This is a genomic window from Halorubrum sp. CSM-61 (genome assembly GCF_003781945.1).
Classification (GTDB): Archaea; Halobacteriota; Halobacteria; order Halobacteriales; family Haloferacaceae; genus Halorubrum.
Map to the genome: position 1 here is coordinate 505,591 of NZ_RJJW01000002.1, position 17,611 is coordinate 523,201.

A 17,611-nucleotide genomic window follows, 5' to 3' on the forward strand; every position below is an offset into this window, starting at 1 on the left:
GAAATGTACGCATGGATCTCCGCGTCCAGGGGGACGTTCCCCCCGACCCGTTTCTCGGCGCCGCCGACCTGTTCGAGACCGAGTGCTCCCTCGCCGACCCCGTCCGAGTGACGGTGCGCGAGGACCCCGACGAGCGGACGTGGGCCGGCCACTACGACGGCTACCACGTCCTGAACGTCTCGAAGCGCGCCGCCACCAGCGCGATGGCCCGCGAGCTCGCCGTCCACGAGCTCTCGCACATGGCCCGCTACGAGGAGGGCCACGCCTCCCACGTCCAGTCGACGGAGGAGGCGTTGTACCTCGGGCTCTCCGGCGAGCAGGTGGAGCGCCGCAAGCTCGCGCACTGCTACCAGATCGCGAACCACATGAAGGACATCTACGCCGACGACATCACACTCTCGGTCGCGCCCGCGGACAAGCTCCTCGGCTTCCTCGAATCGACGCTCGCGGCCGCCGTCGCCGACCGACCCGAGGTCTCCCGAGACGGCACCCAACCGGTCACGGGCGGCGCGGACCCGGAGATCACCGCGGTCAACGCCGCGTTCGCGCTCGCGTTGGTCGAGCGCCACGACATCGCCGGCCCGGACCACCGCATCTACGACCTGGCGCGCGCGGCCGGCAGCGACACCGACGCCGTCGACGTCGGCGCGTTCAAGCGTCGGTTCCTCGAACTCGGCCCCGACCCCTCCGAGAGCGACTACCGGAAGGCGCTCGTCGCGGCCGCCCGCGCGTACGCCGTTTAAAAGGAAAGAGAGACCGCGCGGAGAGTCGAATTTCGGACCGAGTTTGATGAGCGACGAGTCGACAGACCGCTACGGTTACTTATAAACGGCTTTTGTTGAAACACTAATCTTCAGACATATTCTCGCCTGAAACGGCCGGTCGATGAGAACTGCTTGACGAACGCTACGACCGCCGCAATCAGCGTGAAAAGATGGAGTAGCGGCGAAAGCTCCTTGACACGGCTGCACTGGCGTAACTGTTATTGATATACAATTTCAACACAGTAGCATGTCCGAAGCCAGTTCGCCGCCCGAAAAAACGACGGTCAACATCCGAATAACGGAGACGTTTCTCTCCGACGTCGACGCGACGTGGGAAGAGTTGGGGTACAACAGCCGTAGCGAGTTCGTTCGCGACGTACTCCGTGACGCGGTGAAACATCCCGAGTTCAACCGTGCGGACCTCAAGGCGATCGCTGCGAGCGAGGTCGACATTCAGGAAGGCCGGACACACTCCAGCGAGGAAATCAAGGCTGAGTACGGACGTGATGATTCAAGTGAGCGATGAGTGAGGAGTGGGACTGGAAGCTCACCGATCGGTCGAAGCGACAACTCGACGCACTCGACGAATACGCTCGCGACCGGATCATCTCGAAGCTTGAGGAAGTCGTCACCGATCAGTGGCGAGAGCCGACAGACCACCTCGAACCGCTCGCGGGAGCGCCACATCAGAAGCTTCGGGTTGGACAGTTCCGCCTCGGATGCCGTGCCGATCGTGAACAACGAATACTCTATGTGGTCGCGATCAAAAAGCGGGGTGGAAACGCGTACAGAGGTGACGATTGAAAAGTTGTGCGACCAGTATTGACCGGAACTGGGACAGAATAGATTATCTTTTGAGGATTTCAGCAGGCATTATAAACCCGAATGCGGTCGGCGTCGCCGGCGGCTCCGCCGCCGGCTGTCACCGGGCTTCGCCCGGTTGCCCGAGGGACTGTGTCCCTCGCTGCAAGAGGCGCGTCGCGCCTCCCTGCGTGCCTCCGAGCGGCCGCCCTCGGCGACCGTTGAGGAGCACGCGCGAGGGAGTCGCTGGCGCCGTCGGCGCCAGCGACAGGGCGAGAGCGAAGCTCTCGCTAGCAACCGGACGTAGTCCGGTGACGAGGTTGGGGAGGCGTGAGGCGCCGTGCGGTTGCGGGTGGGTGGGACTCAAAGGGGCAGTCGCCGGCGGCTTCGCCGCCGGCTGCCAGAGGCGCGAAGCTCTCGCCCTGCCGCGAGGGCGGCGCAGGCGTTCACGAGAGCGGAGCTCTCGTGAGCCAATCAGAACGCTTCGCGTTCTGATGACGACGTAAGCACCGCAAGGAGTGAGCAAAGCGAACGACTGAGGAGCGTGGTTCGAGAGAGCGAAGCTCTCTCGTCATCACGAAAGGCGCTTCGCGCCTTTCGAACGACAGCGAGCGTGCGCCGCCCTCACGGCTGGGGCTTTGGAGGTGTTCACCGCCGATCTGCAGTCAACCACTTATAAACGATCGATAGAACCATCAAAAACGCTCATCACCCGTCCGCCGATCGCATCCGACTATTACTCCGCGTCGTTCGGAGCCGCCTCGGGCTCGCCGCCCGACTCGACCGCCTCGTCCTCGCTCATCGACTTCGCCGCCTCCGCGGCGTCGAGCACGGTGACCCGCGCCGACATGATCCGGGTGTTGTCCACGCGCTCGATCCGGATCCGGACCCCGTCGAACTCGATCTCCTCGCCCTCCTCGACGAGGCGCCCCGCACGATTAAACACGAAGCCGGCGAGCGTCTCGAACTCCTCGCCCTCGGGGAGATCGATTCCGAGAATCTCGTTGACCTCGTCGATGTTCACCTCCCCCTGCACGACGGCGACGTTGTCCTCTAAGAACTCCACCGGGGCCTCCTCGTCGCCCTCCAGGATCTCGCCGACGATCTCCTCGACCATGTCTTCGAGGGTGATGATCCCCTCCGTGGTCCCGAACTCGTCGATGACGGTGACCATCTGGAGGCGGTTGTCCTGCATCTCCGCGAGCAGCTCGTCGGCGTTCTTCGACTCGGGGACGTGCAGCGTCGGCTTCACGACCCGCTCCAGCGACGGCTCGCCCTCGGAGTAGCGAAGCTCGCGCACTAAGTCCCGCACCGTGACGACGCCGATGATGTTGTCGAGGTTCCCCTCGTAGACGGGGACGCGCTCGTGGTCGGCCTGGATGCACTTCTCGATCGCCTCCTCGACGGAGGACTCCTTCGCGACCGCGGTGACGTCGAGGCGGGGTGTCATCACCTCCTTGGCGATGGTGTTGTTGAACCGGAAGATGCGGTCGAGCATCTCGCGTTCCTCCTCCTCGATGACGCCCTCGCGCTCGCCCGTCTCGATGATGTTTTGGATCTCCTCGCGGGTGACGTACGTCGACTCGATCGCGGCCCGACCGCCGGTCACCTTGTTGACCGCGCGGGTGAGGTAGTCGAAGACGACGACGAGCGGGTACAACACGCCCTCGGAGAGCTTCAGCGGGCGGGCGATCCGCAGCGCCCACGACTCGGTGTTCTCGACGGCGTACGACTTCGGCGCGGTCTCGGCGAACAGCAGCACGATCGCCGTGATCCCGAAGGTGGTGAGCAGGATGGTGACCACCGCGCTCTCGACGTAGACGCCGATGAGCGTCGTCGCGATCGCCGTGATGCCGATGTTCACGAGGTTGTTGCCGACGAGGATCGTCACCAGCAGCCGGTGGGGGTTCTGCTTCAGGCCCTCGATCGTCTCGGCGCTGCCGACGCCCTCCTCGACGAGGCTCTCGATCCGGTGTTTCGGCAGCGAGAACATGGCGATCTCCGACGAGGAGAAGAACGCCGACATCGCGAGCAAGACGATTATCGTGAGGACGCCGAGGACCGTCACGATCGGGTCGTCCATGGCTGGCAGCTGCGGAACGCCGGTCGTCAACGTGGTCGACCACAAGCCCATACTCCCTCATTCTCCGTCCGGTGACCGTTAAAGGGTTACTCTCCGTACCGGTCCGCGAGATCGACGCGGGCCTCGGCGTCGACCGTCCCCGGCGTCGACCGTCCCCGGCGTCGACCGCCGCCGCCGACACGGTTAGGGGGCCGGCGCCCGACGGATCGCCCATGAGCGACCCACCGATCACCCTGTACCGCCTGCAGGCGTGTCCCTACTGCGAGCGCGTCGTCCGCACCCTGAACGAGCTGGGGCTTGAGTACCGGTCGCGGTACGTCGAGCCGATGCACTCCGAGCGCAACGTCGTCAAGCGCGTCTCCGGCGCCCGCAGCGTGCCGGCGATCGTCGACCGTGAGACGGGCGTGACGATGTCCGAGAGCGCGAACATCGTGGAGTACCTGCGGGGGACGTACGGTGACGCGGCGACCGATGGGGGCCGCGCAGCCGACGACGCGGCGACCGATGGGGGCCGCGCAGCCGACGCCGAGGGAGGTGCCTGAGATGCCGGACTTCGACGTCGTCTCCCTGCCCGAGACCGACCACGTCGACGAAGGCGACACCGCGCCCGACTTCGCCCGACCGCTCGTCGACGAGGAGTACTGGGAGGACCGCGCGCTCGACGAGGTCGTCGACGGCCCGACGCTCCTGCTGTTCCACCCGATGGACGGTGCCTTTCAGGCGACGTACCTCTACAACACGGTCGACGACCACGGGTGGGCCGAGGACCTGGACGTCCTCGCCCTCTCGATCTCGACGCCGTACGCCCACAAGCGCCTGCTCTCAGAGCGCGGCGACGGGATCCGGGCCTTCTCCGACCCCGGCGCGGACGTGGTCGAGGAGTACGGCCTCGCGCACGACGTCGACGGCATGACCGGGATCACGGAGACGCGCCCGGCGGTCTTCCTCCTCGATTCCGACCGCACCGTCGAGTTCGCCTGGGTCGCGAGCGAACACCCCGAGTTCCCCGACGCCGAGGCGATCGACGGCGCGGTCGAGCGGCTGGTCGACTGAGGCGGAGGGACGGGGACCGGCACTCCCGGTCGCTCGCACGCGACGCACCCACTCGTCACCCTTTTTTGCGACCACCCCGAACGACCTCCCGTGACAACGGACAGCGACGTGCTCCGACGGGCGGCCGAGGCGACCGCCGACGGCGACCTCGTGGTCTACCCCACCGAGACGGTGTACGGGCTCGGCGGCGACGCCCTCGACCCCGCCGCCGTCGAACGGGTGTTCGAACTGAAGGGACGGGAGCGCTCGAACCCGCTCTCGCTCGGCGTCCCGAGCGTCGACGCCGCGCTCCGCTACACCGAGCCCACCGAGTTCGCGGTCGCGTTCGCCCGGGCGTTCCTCCCCGGGCCCGTGACCGTGGTCGTCGAGCGCGGCGACGCGGTCCCGGACGCGCTCACCGCCGGGCGCGACCGGGTCGGGATCCGCGTCCCCGACCACGACCTCGCCCGCGACCTGCTCTCGGAGACCGGCCCGCTCACCGCGACGAGCGCGAACGTCTCCGGGCGCGGGAGCGTCACGCGCCTCGACGACCTCGACGACCGGATCCGCGAGGGGGTCGCGGTCGTCGTCGACGGCGGCGAGACGCCCGGCACGGAGAGCACCGTGGTCGACCCCGAGGCGGGGACGATCCACCGGCGCGGCGCGATGGCCGGCGCGATCGAGGCGTGGCTGGACGACCCGCCGGTGTAAGAGAAGTCGAAACCGCAGCGGAGTCGAATACCGTTCAGACCGACAGCGCGCCCTTCGCCTTGATCACGTCGAGGTCCTCGGCGTCGACCGTGTCGACGTCGAGCCAGTGGGGGACGTACTCGCGTTTGTCGTAGGCCTCGCGCTCGTCTTCGGTGCCGACGGTACACCAGAGCTGCGGCTCGTCCGGGCCGTGCCAGCCGCCCTGGACGTTGATCCCGAAACACACCAGCTCCTCGCCCTCGTACTCGATCACCGCGTCCCGCCGGATCCCGGGGTCGCCGCGAATGATGAGGTGTTGCATACTCCGTCGTTTGCGGCTTCCGTGCTTAATCGCTTCGGTACGGCGGATCCGTCGAAGTATGGGTCGCAGCTGTCAACGCCGTTCCGCGGAACTCGCGAGAGTACGTGTCTCAGTTCAGTCGATCGGCTGTTTATACGTGATCGAGCGGTGTCGCTGTCGGCCGTTTATACGTGATCGAGCGGTGTCGCTGTCGGCCGTTTATACGTGATCGACGGCGCTAGGGTGAACACCTCCAAAGCCCCAGCCGCGAGGGCGGCGCACGTTCGTTGCGCGCCTCGCTCGCGTTGCTCGCTGCGGTGCTTACGTCACCTGCGCTGCCCTCGCAGCTGCCCCTTTGAGTCCCACCCCGTACAGCACCGCCTCCGCACCTCACGCCTCCCCAGCCTCGTCGCTGGCGCCTTATGAGGCGCCAGCGACTCCCTCGCGCGACGCTCCTCGTGGCCGCCGATGGCGGCCACTCGGAGGCGCGCGCCACCGCACTGTTCGTTTATAAGCGATCGCCGTAATTGCTCATACCGTTTAAATACCGTATCGGCGCCATCGATCTACGATATCCACTCCCGCTATCGATCGCAAAGCACTCTTCAGCGATCGACTGTCACAGACCGGAACCTGTCCGAAAACGGGTTTTAACAGAGCCGAACCGGCGGGTTACGCCGACTAAACCCGCGTTTACGAGGAGTATAACCAACGGGTCGACGCCGGTCGGATCGATATGGATCCTGCGACTGTGCAGCGACGAAGCGACGAGATACTCGACGGAATCGCCGCGGCCGTGGTCACCGAGCGGTCGACGCTAAAGACGGTCCTCGTCGGGCTGCTCTCGGACGGCCACGTCCTGCTCGAGGACGTGCCGGGGACCGGGAAGACGCTCACGGCCCGGTCGTTCGCGGACGCGGTCGACGTCTCCTTCTCGCGCGTCCAGTTCACTCCCGACCTGCTGCCGTCCGACGTCATCGGCTCGAACGTCTTCGACGAGAAGACCCGCGACTTCGAGTTCCAGCCCGGGCCGGTGTTCGCGAACGTCGTTCTCGCGGACGAGATCAACCGCGCCCCGCCGAAGACCCAGGCGGCGCTCTTAGAGGCGATGGAGGAGGGGCAGGTGACCGTCGACGGCGAGACCCATCCCCTCCCCGACCCGTTCGTCGTCATCGCCACGCAGAACCCCGTCGAGATGGACGGCACCTTCGAGCTCCCGGTCGCCCAGAAGGACCGGTTCGCCGTCAAGACCAGCCTCGGCTACCCCGACCGGGCCGGCGAGCTCGAACTGATCGACCGCCGCGCTGGTCGGCAGGCCTCCTCGCCCTCGATGCGGACGGTCTGCTCGCTCGACGCGCTCACGCGGCTCCGGCGCGTTCCGGAGTCGATCCGCGTGGAGGAGGGCGTCCGGCAGTACCTCGTCGACGTCGCCCGCGCGACGCGACGGGACGAGCGCGTGAACACCGGCGTGTCGCCGCGGGGCGTCCAGCGGTTCTTCGAGGTCGTGCGGACCCACGCCGCGCTCGCGGGGCGGAGCTACGCGACGCCGGACGACGTGAAGGCGATGGCGCCGCCCGCGCTGTCCCACCGGATAGTGGTGACCCCCGACGCGCGCGTCTCGGGCGTCTCGACGACGGAGATCGTGGACGACGTCCTCTCGGACCTGCCGGTGCCGCAGCTGCGCCCCTGAGCGTCGCGACCGACGGGCGTCAATTACCGATCGGAGCCGAAGACCAAGATTACGCCGCCGGCGACGAGCGCGACGAGCGCGCCGAACGGGAGGCCCTCGACGCCGAGCCGGGCCACTCCCAGCACGACCGCGATGGCGCCCACGCCGACGCTCGCGGCGGCCCCCGCGTGAACGAGCTCGCTCCGGGCGGTGCTCGCACCGCGTTGAACGCCGATCTGCCCGCCGACGGACACCGCGTTCTCGGCCGCGTCCCGCGCGAGGATCGTCGCGAGCGCCGCGAGCAGGAGCGCGATGGCGTCCGCCCCCTGCGTCACTCCCGTCACGAGCACGCCGAGGAACACGAAGCCGGTGCCGACGTCGATCAGGGCCCGACTCCACCGGAACCGGACCGGCGCCAGCGCCGCGGAGAGCGTCCACAGGCCCGCGATACCGGGAAGCAACTCGAGCCGCTGGGTGACCTGCGGGGGCTGGGTGGCCGCCCGTCCCAACGCGGCGAGAACGACGAGACCCCCGCCGAGCGCGACCAGCGCACCCAGCGCCCGGAGGGCCGTCCCGTCGCGACGAACGAGCCGTGTACCGATCCCGAACGCGAGGACGCCGACGACGGCCACCCGGAGGATCTCTCGCTGGAGGGTTCCGTCGGCGACGAGCGCCGCGGCGGCACCCCCGGCGATGAGGGCGACGACGCTGCTCGCGACCGCGGGGCGGCGGAGGAAGGGAGCGGTTACCCCGTCGGAGGTCGCCGCCGGTCCCGTCGCGTCCGGCGCCGTCATCGGCCACCCCCCTCGGTGGGCGTCATCGGCTCCTCCCCCCGATGGCCGTCATCGCCGCGCCAAGCGGCTGGTCGGGCGTCCAGTCGACGACGGGGACGCCCGCGTTCCGGAGGCCGCTCAGCCGGTGGGACCGCTCCAGTCGGGCGAGCCGCCCGCCCGCGGTCTCCGCCGTGGTGACGTCCGGGCTGACGACCGTGACGGCGGTCCCGCCGCTCTCGAACCGCTGAGCGATGCGGGAGGCCTCGTCGTCGCAGAGCGGCGAGATCAACACGACCTGCGTGTCCGCCCCGATCTCGGCCCGAATCCTGGACAGCTGGGCGTCGATCGAGACCGTCCCGTCGGCATCCGCGCCGTCGCCGTTCCGACCGTCTCCGGTGACGGATCGGGGCGGGGCTCCCCCGCCCTCCCGCTCGGCCGCGCGCGCCGGTTCCGGGGGATTCAGCCCGAAGGCCGGATCGGTCGCCAGCCGACGGTGGAACCGGCCGGCGTGATCGCGACCGCCTCGGGTCGGAAGCACGCAGACGCGCCGTCCGAACCCGGCCAGTCCGACCCGGTGATTCGCGTCGAACAGCGCGTCGCCGATGCGGCCGGCGGCGTCGGCGGCGAGCGCGACCGCGTGGGGCTCGGTCGCGTCCGCGGCTCGGTACGATTCGGGCCGCGCGTCCACGCACACCACCACCTCCGCGAGCCGCTCGGTGCGGAAGGTCATCGAGGTGAGTTCGCCCGTCCGCGCGTATCTGCGCCAGTCGATTCGGCTCGCGGGGTCCCCGCGCTGGTACTCCTCGACGGAGTGGAACTCGAGCCCCTCGCCCCCCTCGTCCGTGACCAGCGGGCCCGGGTGGTGGCCGCTCGGCGCGCGCAGCGGGACGTCCGGGACCGCCGCCTCGCACTCGAAGGCGCTTGCCGCGGCGATAGAGGTCTCGACCTCCACCGATCCGCTCGCGTCGCGACAGAGGGCGGTCACCGGCTGAAACACGTGACGCCCCGGACGGGCCCGGAGCTCGTAGCTGATCGTCGCCTCGCCGCCCGGGAGCAGCGACGTCGCACACCGCGGCGACCCGTCGGAGACCGAGAGCATCGCCGGGACCCCGTCGACGATCCGGACGTCGGCGATCGGCGCGTCCCCCTCGTTAGTGATCGTCGTCCGCACGGACACCCGCTCGCCGTCCGCCGGCGACGCCGGGTCTATCTCCCGTCGGACGGACAGATCGGGATCCGAAGTCGCAGTGAGACGCGGGTAGGCGGTGTACGCGCCGGCGACCGCGCCGACTAACAACAGTGGGGGGCGCTTCGCGAGGACGCCGATCGCCACCGCGAGCAGCGCGACGGCGGCGACCCCCTGCCAGCGACCGGTCCGCCGAACGGACGACGATCGACCCGTCCCGGACGACGGTTCGGCCGCGGCCCCGCCGTCGGTTCTGGCTGTCACTGGACCCCCTCCCGAGCCGCCGACCGCCGGTCCGAGCGGCGGTCAGAAGCTCGACCGGCGTCCCGCTCCGCGTCCCGGTCGGCGGTCGGTCCCGCGTTCGGTCTCGCGTTCGTGTCGCGGTCCGAGCGCCGCCCGCTCGCCGCGGTCGAGTCCTCACCTCCGGCCCGGTCGCCATCCTCGACCGCCGATCGCTCGTCGGCGGCCTTCGCCAGGATGGCGTCGACGGTTCGGCCGGCCGGATCGGCGTCGAGGGTGTGGCTCCGGACGGAGAGAGCGCCCGAGACGCCGCCCTCCGAGGAGGAAAGGTAGGGGGCGGCGACGGGGTCGCTCGTCCAGGTTCCCTCGTCGACGCGACGCGCGGCGTCGGTCCGCGAACGGCCCTCCGCGCGCATCGTCGCCCGGACCGCCGCCTCCCGGAGCCGACGGCGACGGTCGTTCTCCGACCCCGCGGAGAGGAACCGACGCAGTTGCCCGCCGCCGTCGCCGTCGAACGACGCGCCGGGATGCGTCGCCGTCAGGACGCCCTCGACGGCCGGCGGCGTCGCCTCGCTGACGCCGCGGACGCGCTGTGCCGCCGCGAGGAGCGACGCGAGCCCGACCGCCAGCAGGCCGAGGACCGCCAGCACCACGTAGTCGCTCCCGAGAGCCTCGATCGCCGCGTCGATCCGGAGCAGGCCCTCCGTCTCCGGAGCGAAGGCGACGAGCAGTCCGGCGCCGAGCGCCGCGACCCCCGCCAGGAGGAGCAGGACGCGGATCGCCCGGCCGACGCCGGCGAGCAGCCCTCCGGCGCCGGGTCGGCGCGTCTCCGCACCGCTCGGGTCGGTCACGTCGCACCGCCCTCCAGCGCTCGGAGTCCCTCGCGGGCCCGGTCGACCTCCGCGTCGACCGAGCGGCCGCCGTAGTGCACGTGCTCGAACGCGGAGACGATCGACTCGACGGCGTCGCGGTCGAGGCCGCGAGCGCGAGCGAGCGCCCGGCACTCGTCCGGGGTCGTCGTCGCGGGGCGCTCCGGGTTCAGCCGGCGTATCACCGCCACCCAGGCCCGGTCCACGTCGTGTTCAGGGTCCGTCCCGGGCCAGCGTCCGGCCGCCGACCGCGTCCCGGCTCCGGCGGTCGCTCGGGAGTCGCGCCCGATGAGATCGGCCAGCGCGTCCCGGTACCGATACGCCAGCGCGGCCACCCCCAGAACCGCCACGACCGGCAGGAGGAGACGGAAGAGCCGGCTCAACAGCGCGATCAGGCGGTCGAACAGCGAGGGTTCGTCGACCGCGGTCGCGCCGCCGGCGGCCCCGCTGGCGGCCCCGCCGCCGCTCTCCGCGCCGCCGCTCTCGATCGACTCCTGAATCGCGGCCGCGTCGTCCTGTCCTATCGGCAGGCTCTCCCAGTCCGGGTTTATCTCCTCGTCCGGATCGGTCGTCAGGCTCGTGTCCAGCGTCGTGGACGCGACGCTCAGCGACGTGATCGCCAACAGCGCTATCAGCGCCGACAGCAGTCGCGACCGATTCATGAATCGGGAGACGACGCGACGGACTGACAGCCGCTACTCGGCGACTCGGTGAGGACCAACTGCATTCACTGGGTGACCGCGCCACGGAGGGTTTAGTATAGACACCGTAACGACCGCGAGGCCCTCGCTATGGGGACGAGCCGAGAGGCGAACGGCCTCCCGTGACCGGAGCGTTCGGTCCGAGCGGCTAGCCGGAGTAGTAGTACTCGCCCTCGCGCTTCTGGGAGCTGTCGAGCTGCGAGCCCGGCTTGTTGATCCGGGGGCGACCCGTCCGCTCGTCGCGGCGGAAGGTGATGTCGAGGTCGGCGAGGAACTCGTTCATCCCCTCGCGCATCTCCTGTGGCGGGGTCGCGTGCCCGCGCTCGGCCGGCTCGCCGTCGAACACCATCAGGCGGTCGGCCAGCAGGTCGATCATGTAGATGTCGTGGTCGATCACCATCACGGTCGCGTCGTGGTTCTCCGCGTACCGACGGATCGCCGTCGTCGCGCGCACCCGCTGTTCGACGTCGAGGTGCGCGGAGGGCTCGTCGAGGAGGTAGAGGTCGGCCTCCTCGGAGAGGCACGCCGCGATGGCGACGCGCTGACGCTCCCCGCCCGAGAGGTCGGTGAGATTCTGCTCCATCACGCGGTCGAGCTGGAGCGGTTGAGCGATCTCCGTGTTCCAGTAGGAGCTACCGAACTCGTCGGTGATCGACGCGAGGAACGCGTCGACGCGCATCGGCTGGTCGATGTCGATGTACTGCGGCTTGTACGCGATGTCGAGCGCGAAGTCGAGCTCGCCCTCGTCCGGCTCCAGCGAGCCGGCGAACAGCTTCGCGAGGGTCGACTTCCCGATCCCGTTCGGCCCGACCACGCCGAGCACCTCGGAGCGGTTGATCTCGCCGCCCTCGACGTGTAGCTCGAACTCGCCCTCCCCGTAGGACTTCGTGAGCTCGGGATACTCGACCAGCGTCTCGCTCCGTGAAGAGACCCGCGGGGCGTGCTCCTCGAAGGTGATCGCGGACGGCCGGATCCGCATGTTCTCGTTGTCGAGGTACCCCTTCAGGTACTCGTTGATCCCGTTGCGGACCGACTTGGGATCGGTGATGACCCCGTACGCCCCCGGCTCCCCGTACGCGACGTGGAGTGTGTCGGCGAGGAGGTCGAGGATGGCGAGGTCGTGCTCGACGACGAGCATCGAGCGCTCGGCGGCGTCGTCGTCCGCGAGCTCGCGGATGAGCCGGGCGACGACCATCCGCTGGCCGATGTCGAGGTACGGCGTGATCTCGTCGAGGAAGTAGAAGTCGGCGTCGCGGGCGAGACACGCCGCGATGGCGACGCGCTGGAGCTCCCCGCCGGAGATGGAGTCGATCGACTGGTCCATCACCGGGTCGATGTTGAGCCGGTCGATGAGGGAGTCGAGCGCGCCGCGCTCGTCGGTGCGTTCCAACAGCTCGCGGGTGTTGCCGTCGAACTGGTTCGGGATCTGGTCGACGTACTGCGGCTTGCGCGCGACCGTCACGTCGCCCTCTTTCAGCGATTCGAGGTAGTTCTGGAGTCCCGTGCCGCGGAACCGGTCGAGCACGCGCTCCCAGTCGCCCTCCGACCCGTGGTCGCCGAGATTCGGAATCATCTCGCCGGCGAGCGCGTGGACCGCCGTCGACTTCCCGATCCCGTTCGGGCCGAGGATGCCGGTGACGTTGCCCGGCTCCGGGGTCGGCAGCCCGTACAGCGAGAAGGCGTTGTCGCCGTAGCGGTGGACCGGCTCCTCGTCGAGCTCGGAGGGGAGGTTGATGATCTCGATCGCGTCGAACGGGCACTTCTCGACGCAGATCCCGCAGGTCTCGCCGAGGCAGATCTCCTCGGAGATGTGGATCTGGTCCGGGTCGCCCTCGACCGCGTCCTCGCCGCGCTTCGTTATGCACTCCTTGCCCGTCCGGTTGGGCGGGCAGTAGTTCATACACTCGTAGTTACACCGGTCGGGCTGACACCGATCGAGGTCCACGACCGCGATACTGTCGTCCGCCATCTCAAGCCACCAGTTGGACGCCGGCCGTCGCAAGCACGGTGTAGCTGATGAACCACAGCGTGAACGTCAGAAACGCCACGTAGAGGTTGTCCTTGACGCCGAAGTCGCCGACGCCGATGGCCTTGTACAGCGGGTACTGGGCGACCACGAACGCGCCCATCACCAACACGATGGTCGTGCTGGCGGCGTCGACCGGATCCGTCCCGACGTACGCGGCCGAGACGACGCCGGCGACGATCCCCGCGAGACAGCAGATCGTCGTGACGACCACGCTTCGGGTGTGGCCCGTTATTCCGGAGTCGTTGCTCATACGAATCAATCGACGTGCACAGGTGAAAAGCCGTTCGTTCCGCCGAGCGCTCCGGCTCCGAGCGCGTCGTCGTCGCCGCGCTCCCGACCCCTGCAGACGACCGACGGCGGAGCGCGCGCGAGCCGCATCGCTGACTGACTGGTCAGTCTATCGGCCATTTACCGGAAAATATCACCTTATACCACGCCGATAACCAGCAATAAATTCCGGATCAGGCGTCAAAACCCCCGTTCGAGCGGCGTGACGCATCAACATTTATGACGTTGTGCAGTTTCGATTCGTAACGATGGAAGGAACTCAAACGGAGGGGCTCGACGACCTCCCGCCGAGCGCCAAGCTCGTCTTCAAGGTGCTCGAGTACAACGGGCCGTTGACCCAGAAGGGGATCGTCCAGGAGTCGATGCTGTCGGCCCGAACCGTCCGCTACGCGCTCGAACGGCTGGAGGGGATCGGCGTCGTCGACGAGGACGTCTACTTCGCGGACGCCCGGCAGAACCTCTACAAGCTCACCGAGCCCGCACAGGAGTTCACGGGCGACGAGAGCGAGGCCTCCTGTACCGCCGACTGAGCCGCCGCCGCGTCTCTCCGGCCTCTACTCGGCGTCCTCCGCAGATATTTCTCGCGCTCCGCGCACGGCCTCGGCGACGGTGAGCCCGACGGCGACGAGCAGCGCGAACGTCGCCGCCAGTACGAACGCCAGCAGCAGGAACCACGCGTCCGGACCGAACAGCGGGTAGTCCCGGGTGTCGATCACCGGCCCGAGGAGCTCCAGCGTCCGGACCGCGTACAGGAGGACCGCGAGGACCGCACCGGCGACGAGGCCGACGCGGACGTTCCGGTAGAACGCCAGCGACTCCAAGAGCACGAGCATCGGCGGCTTGGTCGACCGGTCGGCCGGACTGTCGTCGCTCACGGGCGCCCTTGCGAGCGCGCGCGCAAAGAGCCATCGGAACGCGGGAGGGGGGACGATCGGAACGCGGAGACCATCACGATCGAATATTCGTGTCTCAGGACCTGAAAACGCGAGACAGCCGTCAAGTGGGGCCGGGGCGAACGGTCGCGTATGGCCAGAGTCGTGCTGTCGGCGTTCCCGATGATCGATCCGGAGACGTACCGCGAGGTCCTCGGCGACGCGGTCGACGAGCCCGTCGAGATCGAGGTCGCCGAGCTGGGATCGACCGAGAACCTGATCGCGGCGGCCGACGGAGCCGACGCGGTGGTGACCGACATCGACACCCCGGTCACCGCCGAGGCGCTCGACGCGCTCGACCTCCGGGCGGTGGTCCGGTCTGCGGTCGGCGTCGACAACGTCGACGTCGGGGCCGCCGCGGAGCGCGGCGTCACCGTCACCCGCGTCCCCGACTACTGCACCGACGAGGTGGCGGCCCACTCCGTCTCGCTGCTGCTCGCCTGCCTCCGGTCGCTGAAGTCCTACGACGACGACGTCGCCGCCGGCGGCTGGAGCTGGGAGGCCGGGCGACCGGTCCGTCGCGTGAGCGCGTCGACCGTCGGGTTCGTCTCGTTCGGCCCGATCGCCCGGCGCGCGGCCGAGCAGATCGCCGGGTTCGACGCCGACCTCGTCGCCTACGACCCCTTCGTCGAGTCCGGGGAGATGAGAGAGTACGGCGTCGAGAAGGCCGAGTTCGACGAGCTGTTCGACCGCGCCGACCACGTGGGGGTCTACGCCCCCCTGACGGACGCGACCCGGGGCATGGTCGACGCCGACGCGCTCGGTCGTCTCGACGAGGACTCCGTGGTCGTCAACGTTGGGCGCGGGCCGGTCGTCGACGCCGACGCGCTGCTCGACGCGCTGGAGTCGGGGGCGATCAAGGGCGCCGGCCTCGACGTGCTCGCCGAGGAGCCGCCCGAGGACGACCCGCTCGTCGGGCGCGACGACACGCTCGTCACGCCGCACGCGGCGTGGTACAGCGAGGAGGCCCGCGACGACCTGAACCGGAGCGGCGCCGCCGACGTGGCCGCCGTGCTCAACGGCGAGACCCCGGAGGGGAGGGTCGATCCGAACGCCGACTGGCTCTGACTGGACGAGAGGAAGAGACGACGGATCGCGGCTACAGCCGGTCAAGCGCGTCGAATCCGCCCTCGTCCTCGTCGCGGTCACCGTCGCCGCCGTCGTCTTCGTCCCCTCCCTCGTCCGATCCCGCCTCGGCCGCGTCGAGCGCGCCGCCGTCGAGGCCCGCCGCGAGCCCGGGACCGAGGTCGTAGGTGTCGCGCACCGTCTGCGCCAGCACCCCCTCGCGGTCGAAGACGACGTAGACGGCGACGAAGTCGTGCGCGGCGGGCCGGAGGACGAACACCTCGCGGGGGTCGTCGTCCTCGCGCGACTCGTTGACGCGCGCGACGAGGGGTTCGATCGGGAGCCGGCCCGCCCTGAGGTCGGCGAACGCGTCGCCGCCCGGCGCGTCGGCGAACAGGTACAGCGCGCCGTTCGGCTCGCCGTCGTTCGACCGCGTGGTGATCGAGCCGACGGCCTCGCCCGCGGAGCGGAGCTGGTCCCACGCGTCGACGGCGGCCTCGAACATCCCCTCCACGCCGTCCGCGAACCGGAAGCGGCTCTCGCGGACGACCTCGACGTCGGCGAAGCGGGCCGACCCGTCGGTCCACGCCAGCGTCGCGTCGACGACGAACCCGGGCTGCAGCGACGCCGCGCGGTCGGCGATATCGCCCTCGTAGCCCTCGGCGGCGGCGTACAGCGGGTCGAACCGGTCCTCGGCGTCGGGGTCGGTCGGGTCGATCGGTCCCTCCGAGTGCTCGACGAGGACGAACTCCTCGGGGGGGTCTGACGGCCCGGTCCCGTCGATGTCGGGACGCGGGCGGCGGTCGTGGACGCGGAAACGGCCGCTCGTCGTCGGTTCCATACCCGACGGTCGGGCGGCGGGCGGAAAAGCCGGTCGGAACGGGGCACGCCGGATCCGGACACGCCGGATCCGTATCGTTATGGGGCGGGCGACCCAACCGAGCGGTAAATGGGGATCCTCGAGGACAAGTCGAACGCCCGCCTGTTCTACAAGTACCTCTCGAAGGTGTACGACCGGGTCAATCGGTTCACGTGGACCGAGGAGATGCGCGCGGAGGCGCTCTCGTGGCTGGAGTTCGGCGACGATCCGAAAGTGCTCGACGTGGGCTGTGGCACCGGGTTCGCCACCGAGGGACTGCTCGAACACGCCGACGACGTCCACGGGCTCGACCAGAGCGTCCACCAGATGGAGAAGGCGTTCGAGAAGTTCGGGAAACACGACCGCGTCAACTTCTACCGCGGCGACGCCGAGCGGCTCCCGTTCCGCGACGACACGTTCGACGTCGTCTGGTCCTCGGGGTCGATCGAGTACTGGCCGAACCCGGTCGAGGGGCTCCGGGAGCTCCGCCGGGTCGCGAAGCCGGGCGGGCAGGTGCTCGTCGTCGGCCCCGACTACCCGCACAACCCCGTCCTCCAGCGGGTCGCCGACGCGATCATGCTGTTCTACGACGAGGACGGGGCCGACCGGATGTTCGAGGCGGCCGGCTACGAGGAGTTCGAACACCACATCCAGCGGGCGAGCCCGCAGAGCCCGCGCGCGATCACGACGGTCGCTCGGATCCCGGAAGAGTAGCGACGCGGCGGTCGGGCGGCTCTCTCTCCTCCTCTCCCCGCCTCCCCCTCCTACCCCGACTCGACGATCGTCTCCAGCGTCGCGACGGGTCGACCGCCGACCGAAACCTCGACGGTCACCGTTCGCCCGGGTTCGAGGGTCGGGTCGTTGGTTCCCGCGACCCGGAAGGACGCCGACCCGCCGACGCGCCAGTCGCCGTCGGTCGCCGCGTTGAACGCGCCCGTCGGCCCGGGGTGAAATCCCGCAGCGGAGAAGAACGGGACCGGCGGCTGTCGGGCGAGCGGCTCCCCGTCGACGCGCACTCGGACGTCCAGCTCGCTCGCGTCGAGCGCGTCGCCGCCGCGGTGCGTGACCGCGATCCGATCGTCGGTCGCCGACAGCGACAGGGAGGCCGTCGGCGCCGGCTCGGCCGGGGCGTCGATCGCCGCGGTCACGACGCCGCCCGCCAGCACGACCGTGATGGCGAGCAGCAGGACGCCCGCGACCGGGGCGAGCCCGCGGGCGGACGGGGCGGCCGCCGGTCTCGTCTCCGTCGGCGAGTTCGTCTCGGTCGGGGGGTCGGCGTCGGTGGACACGGAGGGCGTGCCGCGGTATCCGTAAAAAGCGTCGGGGCGG

At 69.5% G+C, this 17,611-nt stretch carries 22 protein-coding genes; 10 read left to right on the forward strand and 12 right to left on the reverse strand.

The features are described from left to right. Window positions 1-11: 11 nt before the first annotated feature. The 3 genes from EDM04_RS05465 to EDM04_RS05475 all read left to right on the forward strand — a co-directional run bounded on the left by EDM04_RS05465 (window position 12) and on the right by EDM04_RS05475 (window position 1,568). Complete coding sequence (locus tag EDM04_RS05465) at window positions 12-743, forward strand: DUF5781 family protein (RefSeq protein WP_123620131.1); 732 nt, start codon at window positions 12-14, stop codon at window positions 741-743. Window positions 744-1,011: 268 nt separating this feature from the next. Then, on the forward strand, window positions 1,012-1,290 hold the full coding sequence (locus EDM04_RS05470; RefSeq protein ID WP_123620132.1) for a ribbon-helix-helix domain-containing protein: 279 nt from the start codon (window positions 1,012-1,014) through the stop codon (window positions 1,288-1,290). Continuing rightward, window positions 1,287-1,568 carry a type II toxin-antitoxin system RelE/ParE family toxin gene (locus tag EDM04_RS05475; protein ID WP_123620133.1) on the forward strand — a complete coding sequence of 94 codons (282 nt, stop codon included), beginning with the start codon at window positions 1,287-1,289 and terminating at the stop codon, window positions 1,566-1,568. Before EDM04_RS05470 ends, EDM04_RS05475 begins: the two co-directional genes overlap by 4 nt. Window positions 1,569-2,301: 733 nt before the next feature. On the opposite strand, the gene EDM04_RS05485 is transcribed toward EDM04_RS05475, so the two are convergent. Beyond that, the gene (locus EDM04_RS05485) at window positions 2,302-3,699 is read right to left on the reverse strand and encodes a hemolysin family protein (protein ID WP_123620135.1); all 1,398 of its coding nucleotides are present in this window, start codon (window positions 3,697-3,699) and stop codon (window positions 2,302-2,304) included. A 161-nt stretch (window positions 3,700-3,860) separates the two neighbouring features. On the opposite strand from EDM04_RS05485, the gene EDM04_RS05490 reads away from it, so the two are divergent. From EDM04_RS05490 to EDM04_RS05500, 3 genes are all read left to right on the forward strand, one after another. Then, window positions 3,861-4,190: a glutathione S-transferase N-terminal domain-containing protein gene (locus EDM04_RS05490; RefSeq protein WP_123620136.1), complete on the forward strand. Its 330-nt coding sequence runs from the start codon at window positions 3,861-3,863 to the stop codon at window positions 4,188-4,190. A gap of 1 nt (window position 4,191) precedes the next feature. Further along, the gene (locus EDM04_RS05495) at window positions 4,192-4,701 is read left to right on the forward strand and encodes a redoxin domain-containing protein (protein ID WP_123620137.1); all 510 of its coding nucleotides are present in this window, start codon (window positions 4,192-4,194) and stop codon (window positions 4,699-4,701) included. 90 nt (window positions 4,702-4,791) lie between these two features. Next, window positions 4,792-5,391: an L-threonylcarbamoyladenylate synthase gene (locus tag EDM04_RS05500; RefSeq protein ID WP_123620138.1), complete on the forward strand. Its 600-nt coding sequence runs from the start codon at window positions 4,792-4,794 to the stop codon at window positions 5,389-5,391. A gap of 34 nt (window positions 5,392-5,425) precedes the next feature. Here the strand turns inward: EDM04_RS05500 and EDM04_RS05505 are convergent, their stop codons facing one another. Continuing rightward, window positions 5,426-5,692, reverse strand: coding sequence for an HAH_0734 family protein (locus EDM04_RS05505; protein WP_123620139.1), 267 nt, complete (start codon window positions 5,690-5,692; stop codon window positions 5,426-5,428). Between the two features lie 715 nt (window positions 5,693-6,407). Here EDM04_RS05505 and EDM04_RS05510 point away from each other — a divergent pair. Beyond that, window positions 6,408-7,361, forward strand: a complete 954-nt coding sequence (locus tag EDM04_RS05510) for a MoxR family ATPase (protein WP_123620140.1) — start codon at window positions 6,408-6,410, stop codon at window positions 7,359-7,361. A 23-nt stretch (window positions 7,362-7,384) separates the two neighbouring features. Here the strand turns inward: EDM04_RS05510 and EDM04_RS05515 are convergent, their stop codons facing one another. The 7 genes from EDM04_RS05515 to EDM04_RS18460 all read right to left on the reverse strand — a co-directional run bounded on the left by EDM04_RS05515 (window position 7,385) and on the right by EDM04_RS18460 (window position 13,546). After that, on the reverse strand, window positions 7,385-8,134 hold the full coding sequence (locus EDM04_RS05515; RefSeq protein WP_123620141.1) for a hypothetical protein: 750 nt from the start codon (window positions 8,132-8,134) through the stop codon (window positions 7,385-7,387). 22 nt (window positions 8,135-8,156) lie between these two features. Further along, window positions 8,157-9,563, reverse strand: a complete 1,407-nt coding sequence (locus EDM04_RS05520) for a DUF58 domain-containing protein (protein WP_123620142.1) — start codon at window positions 9,561-9,563, stop codon at window positions 8,157-8,159. Next, window positions 9,560-10,390 carry a hypothetical protein gene (locus EDM04_RS05525; RefSeq protein WP_123620143.1) on the reverse strand — a complete coding sequence of 277 codons (831 nt, stop codon included), beginning with the start codon at window positions 10,388-10,390 and terminating at the stop codon, window positions 9,560-9,562. Before EDM04_RS05525 ends, EDM04_RS05520 begins: the two co-directional genes overlap by 4 nt. Beyond that, a complete protein-coding gene (locus EDM04_RS05530) occupies window positions 10,387-11,070 on the reverse strand; it encodes a DUF4129 domain-containing protein (RefSeq protein WP_123620144.1) in 684 nt (227 codons plus the stop codon). Before EDM04_RS05530 ends, EDM04_RS05525 begins: the two co-directional genes overlap by 4 nt. A 187-nt stretch (window positions 11,071-11,257) precedes the next feature. Further along, window positions 11,258-13,078: a ribosome biogenesis/translation initiation ATPase RLI gene (locus tag EDM04_RS05535; protein ID WP_123620145.1), complete on the reverse strand. Its 1,821-nt coding sequence runs from the start codon at window positions 13,076-13,078 to the stop codon at window positions 11,258-11,260. A 1-nt stretch (window position 13,079) separates the two neighbouring features. Further along, window positions 13,080-13,388 (reverse strand): hypothetical protein, encoded by a 309-nt coding sequence (locus EDM04_RS05540; RefSeq protein ID WP_123620146.1) that lies wholly within the window; start codon window positions 13,386-13,388, stop codon window positions 13,080-13,082. Window positions 13,389-13,393: 5 nt separating this feature from the next. Next, window positions 13,394-13,546 (reverse strand): hypothetical protein, encoded by a 153-nt coding sequence (locus tag EDM04_RS18460; RefSeq protein WP_164471092.1) that lies wholly within the window; start codon window positions 13,544-13,546, stop codon window positions 13,394-13,396. A 128-nt stretch (window positions 13,547-13,674) separates the two neighbouring features. Between EDM04_RS18460 and EDM04_RS05545 the strand changes: the two genes are divergently transcribed. Further along, window positions 13,675-13,956, forward strand: coding sequence for a helix-turn-helix domain-containing protein (locus EDM04_RS05545; RefSeq protein ID WP_006111885.1), 282 nt, complete (start codon window positions 13,675-13,677; stop codon window positions 13,954-13,956). 24 nt (window positions 13,957-13,980) lie between these two features. On the opposite strand, the gene EDM04_RS05550 is transcribed toward EDM04_RS05545, so the two are convergent. Next, window positions 13,981-14,259 (reverse strand): hypothetical protein, encoded by a 279-nt coding sequence (locus EDM04_RS05550; RefSeq protein ID WP_123620184.1) that lies wholly within the window; start codon window positions 14,257-14,259, stop codon window positions 13,981-13,983. A 192-nt stretch (window positions 14,260-14,451) separates the two neighbouring features. On the opposite strand from EDM04_RS05550, the gene EDM04_RS05555 reads away from it, so the two are divergent. Beyond that, window positions 14,452-15,426, forward strand: a complete 975-nt coding sequence (locus tag EDM04_RS05555) for a C-terminal binding protein (RefSeq protein ID WP_123620147.1) — start codon at window positions 14,452-14,454, stop codon at window positions 15,424-15,426. 31 nt (window positions 15,427-15,457) lie between these two features. Here EDM04_RS05555 and EDM04_RS05560 read toward each other — a convergent pair whose 3' ends face one another. Further along, entirely contained in the window at window positions 15,458-16,264 is an 807-nt protein-coding gene (locus EDM04_RS05560) for a DUF6663 family protein (protein WP_123620148.1), read from the reverse strand. Window positions 16,265-16,372: 108 nt separating this feature from the next. Between EDM04_RS05560 and EDM04_RS05565 the strand changes: the two genes are divergently transcribed. Further along, the gene (locus EDM04_RS05565) at window positions 16,373-16,996 is read left to right on the forward strand and encodes a methyltransferase domain-containing protein (protein WP_123620149.1); all 624 of its coding nucleotides are present in this window, start codon (window positions 16,373-16,375) and stop codon (window positions 16,994-16,996) included. Between the two features lie 50 nt (window positions 16,997-17,046). On the opposite strand, the gene EDM04_RS05570 is transcribed toward EDM04_RS05565, so the two are convergent. Then, window positions 17,047-17,571, reverse strand: a complete 525-nt coding sequence (locus EDM04_RS05570) for a type IV pilin N-terminal domain-containing protein (RefSeq protein WP_123620150.1) — start codon at window positions 17,569-17,571, stop codon at window positions 17,047-17,049. Between the last annotated feature and the right edge of the window lie 40 nt (window positions 17,572-17,611).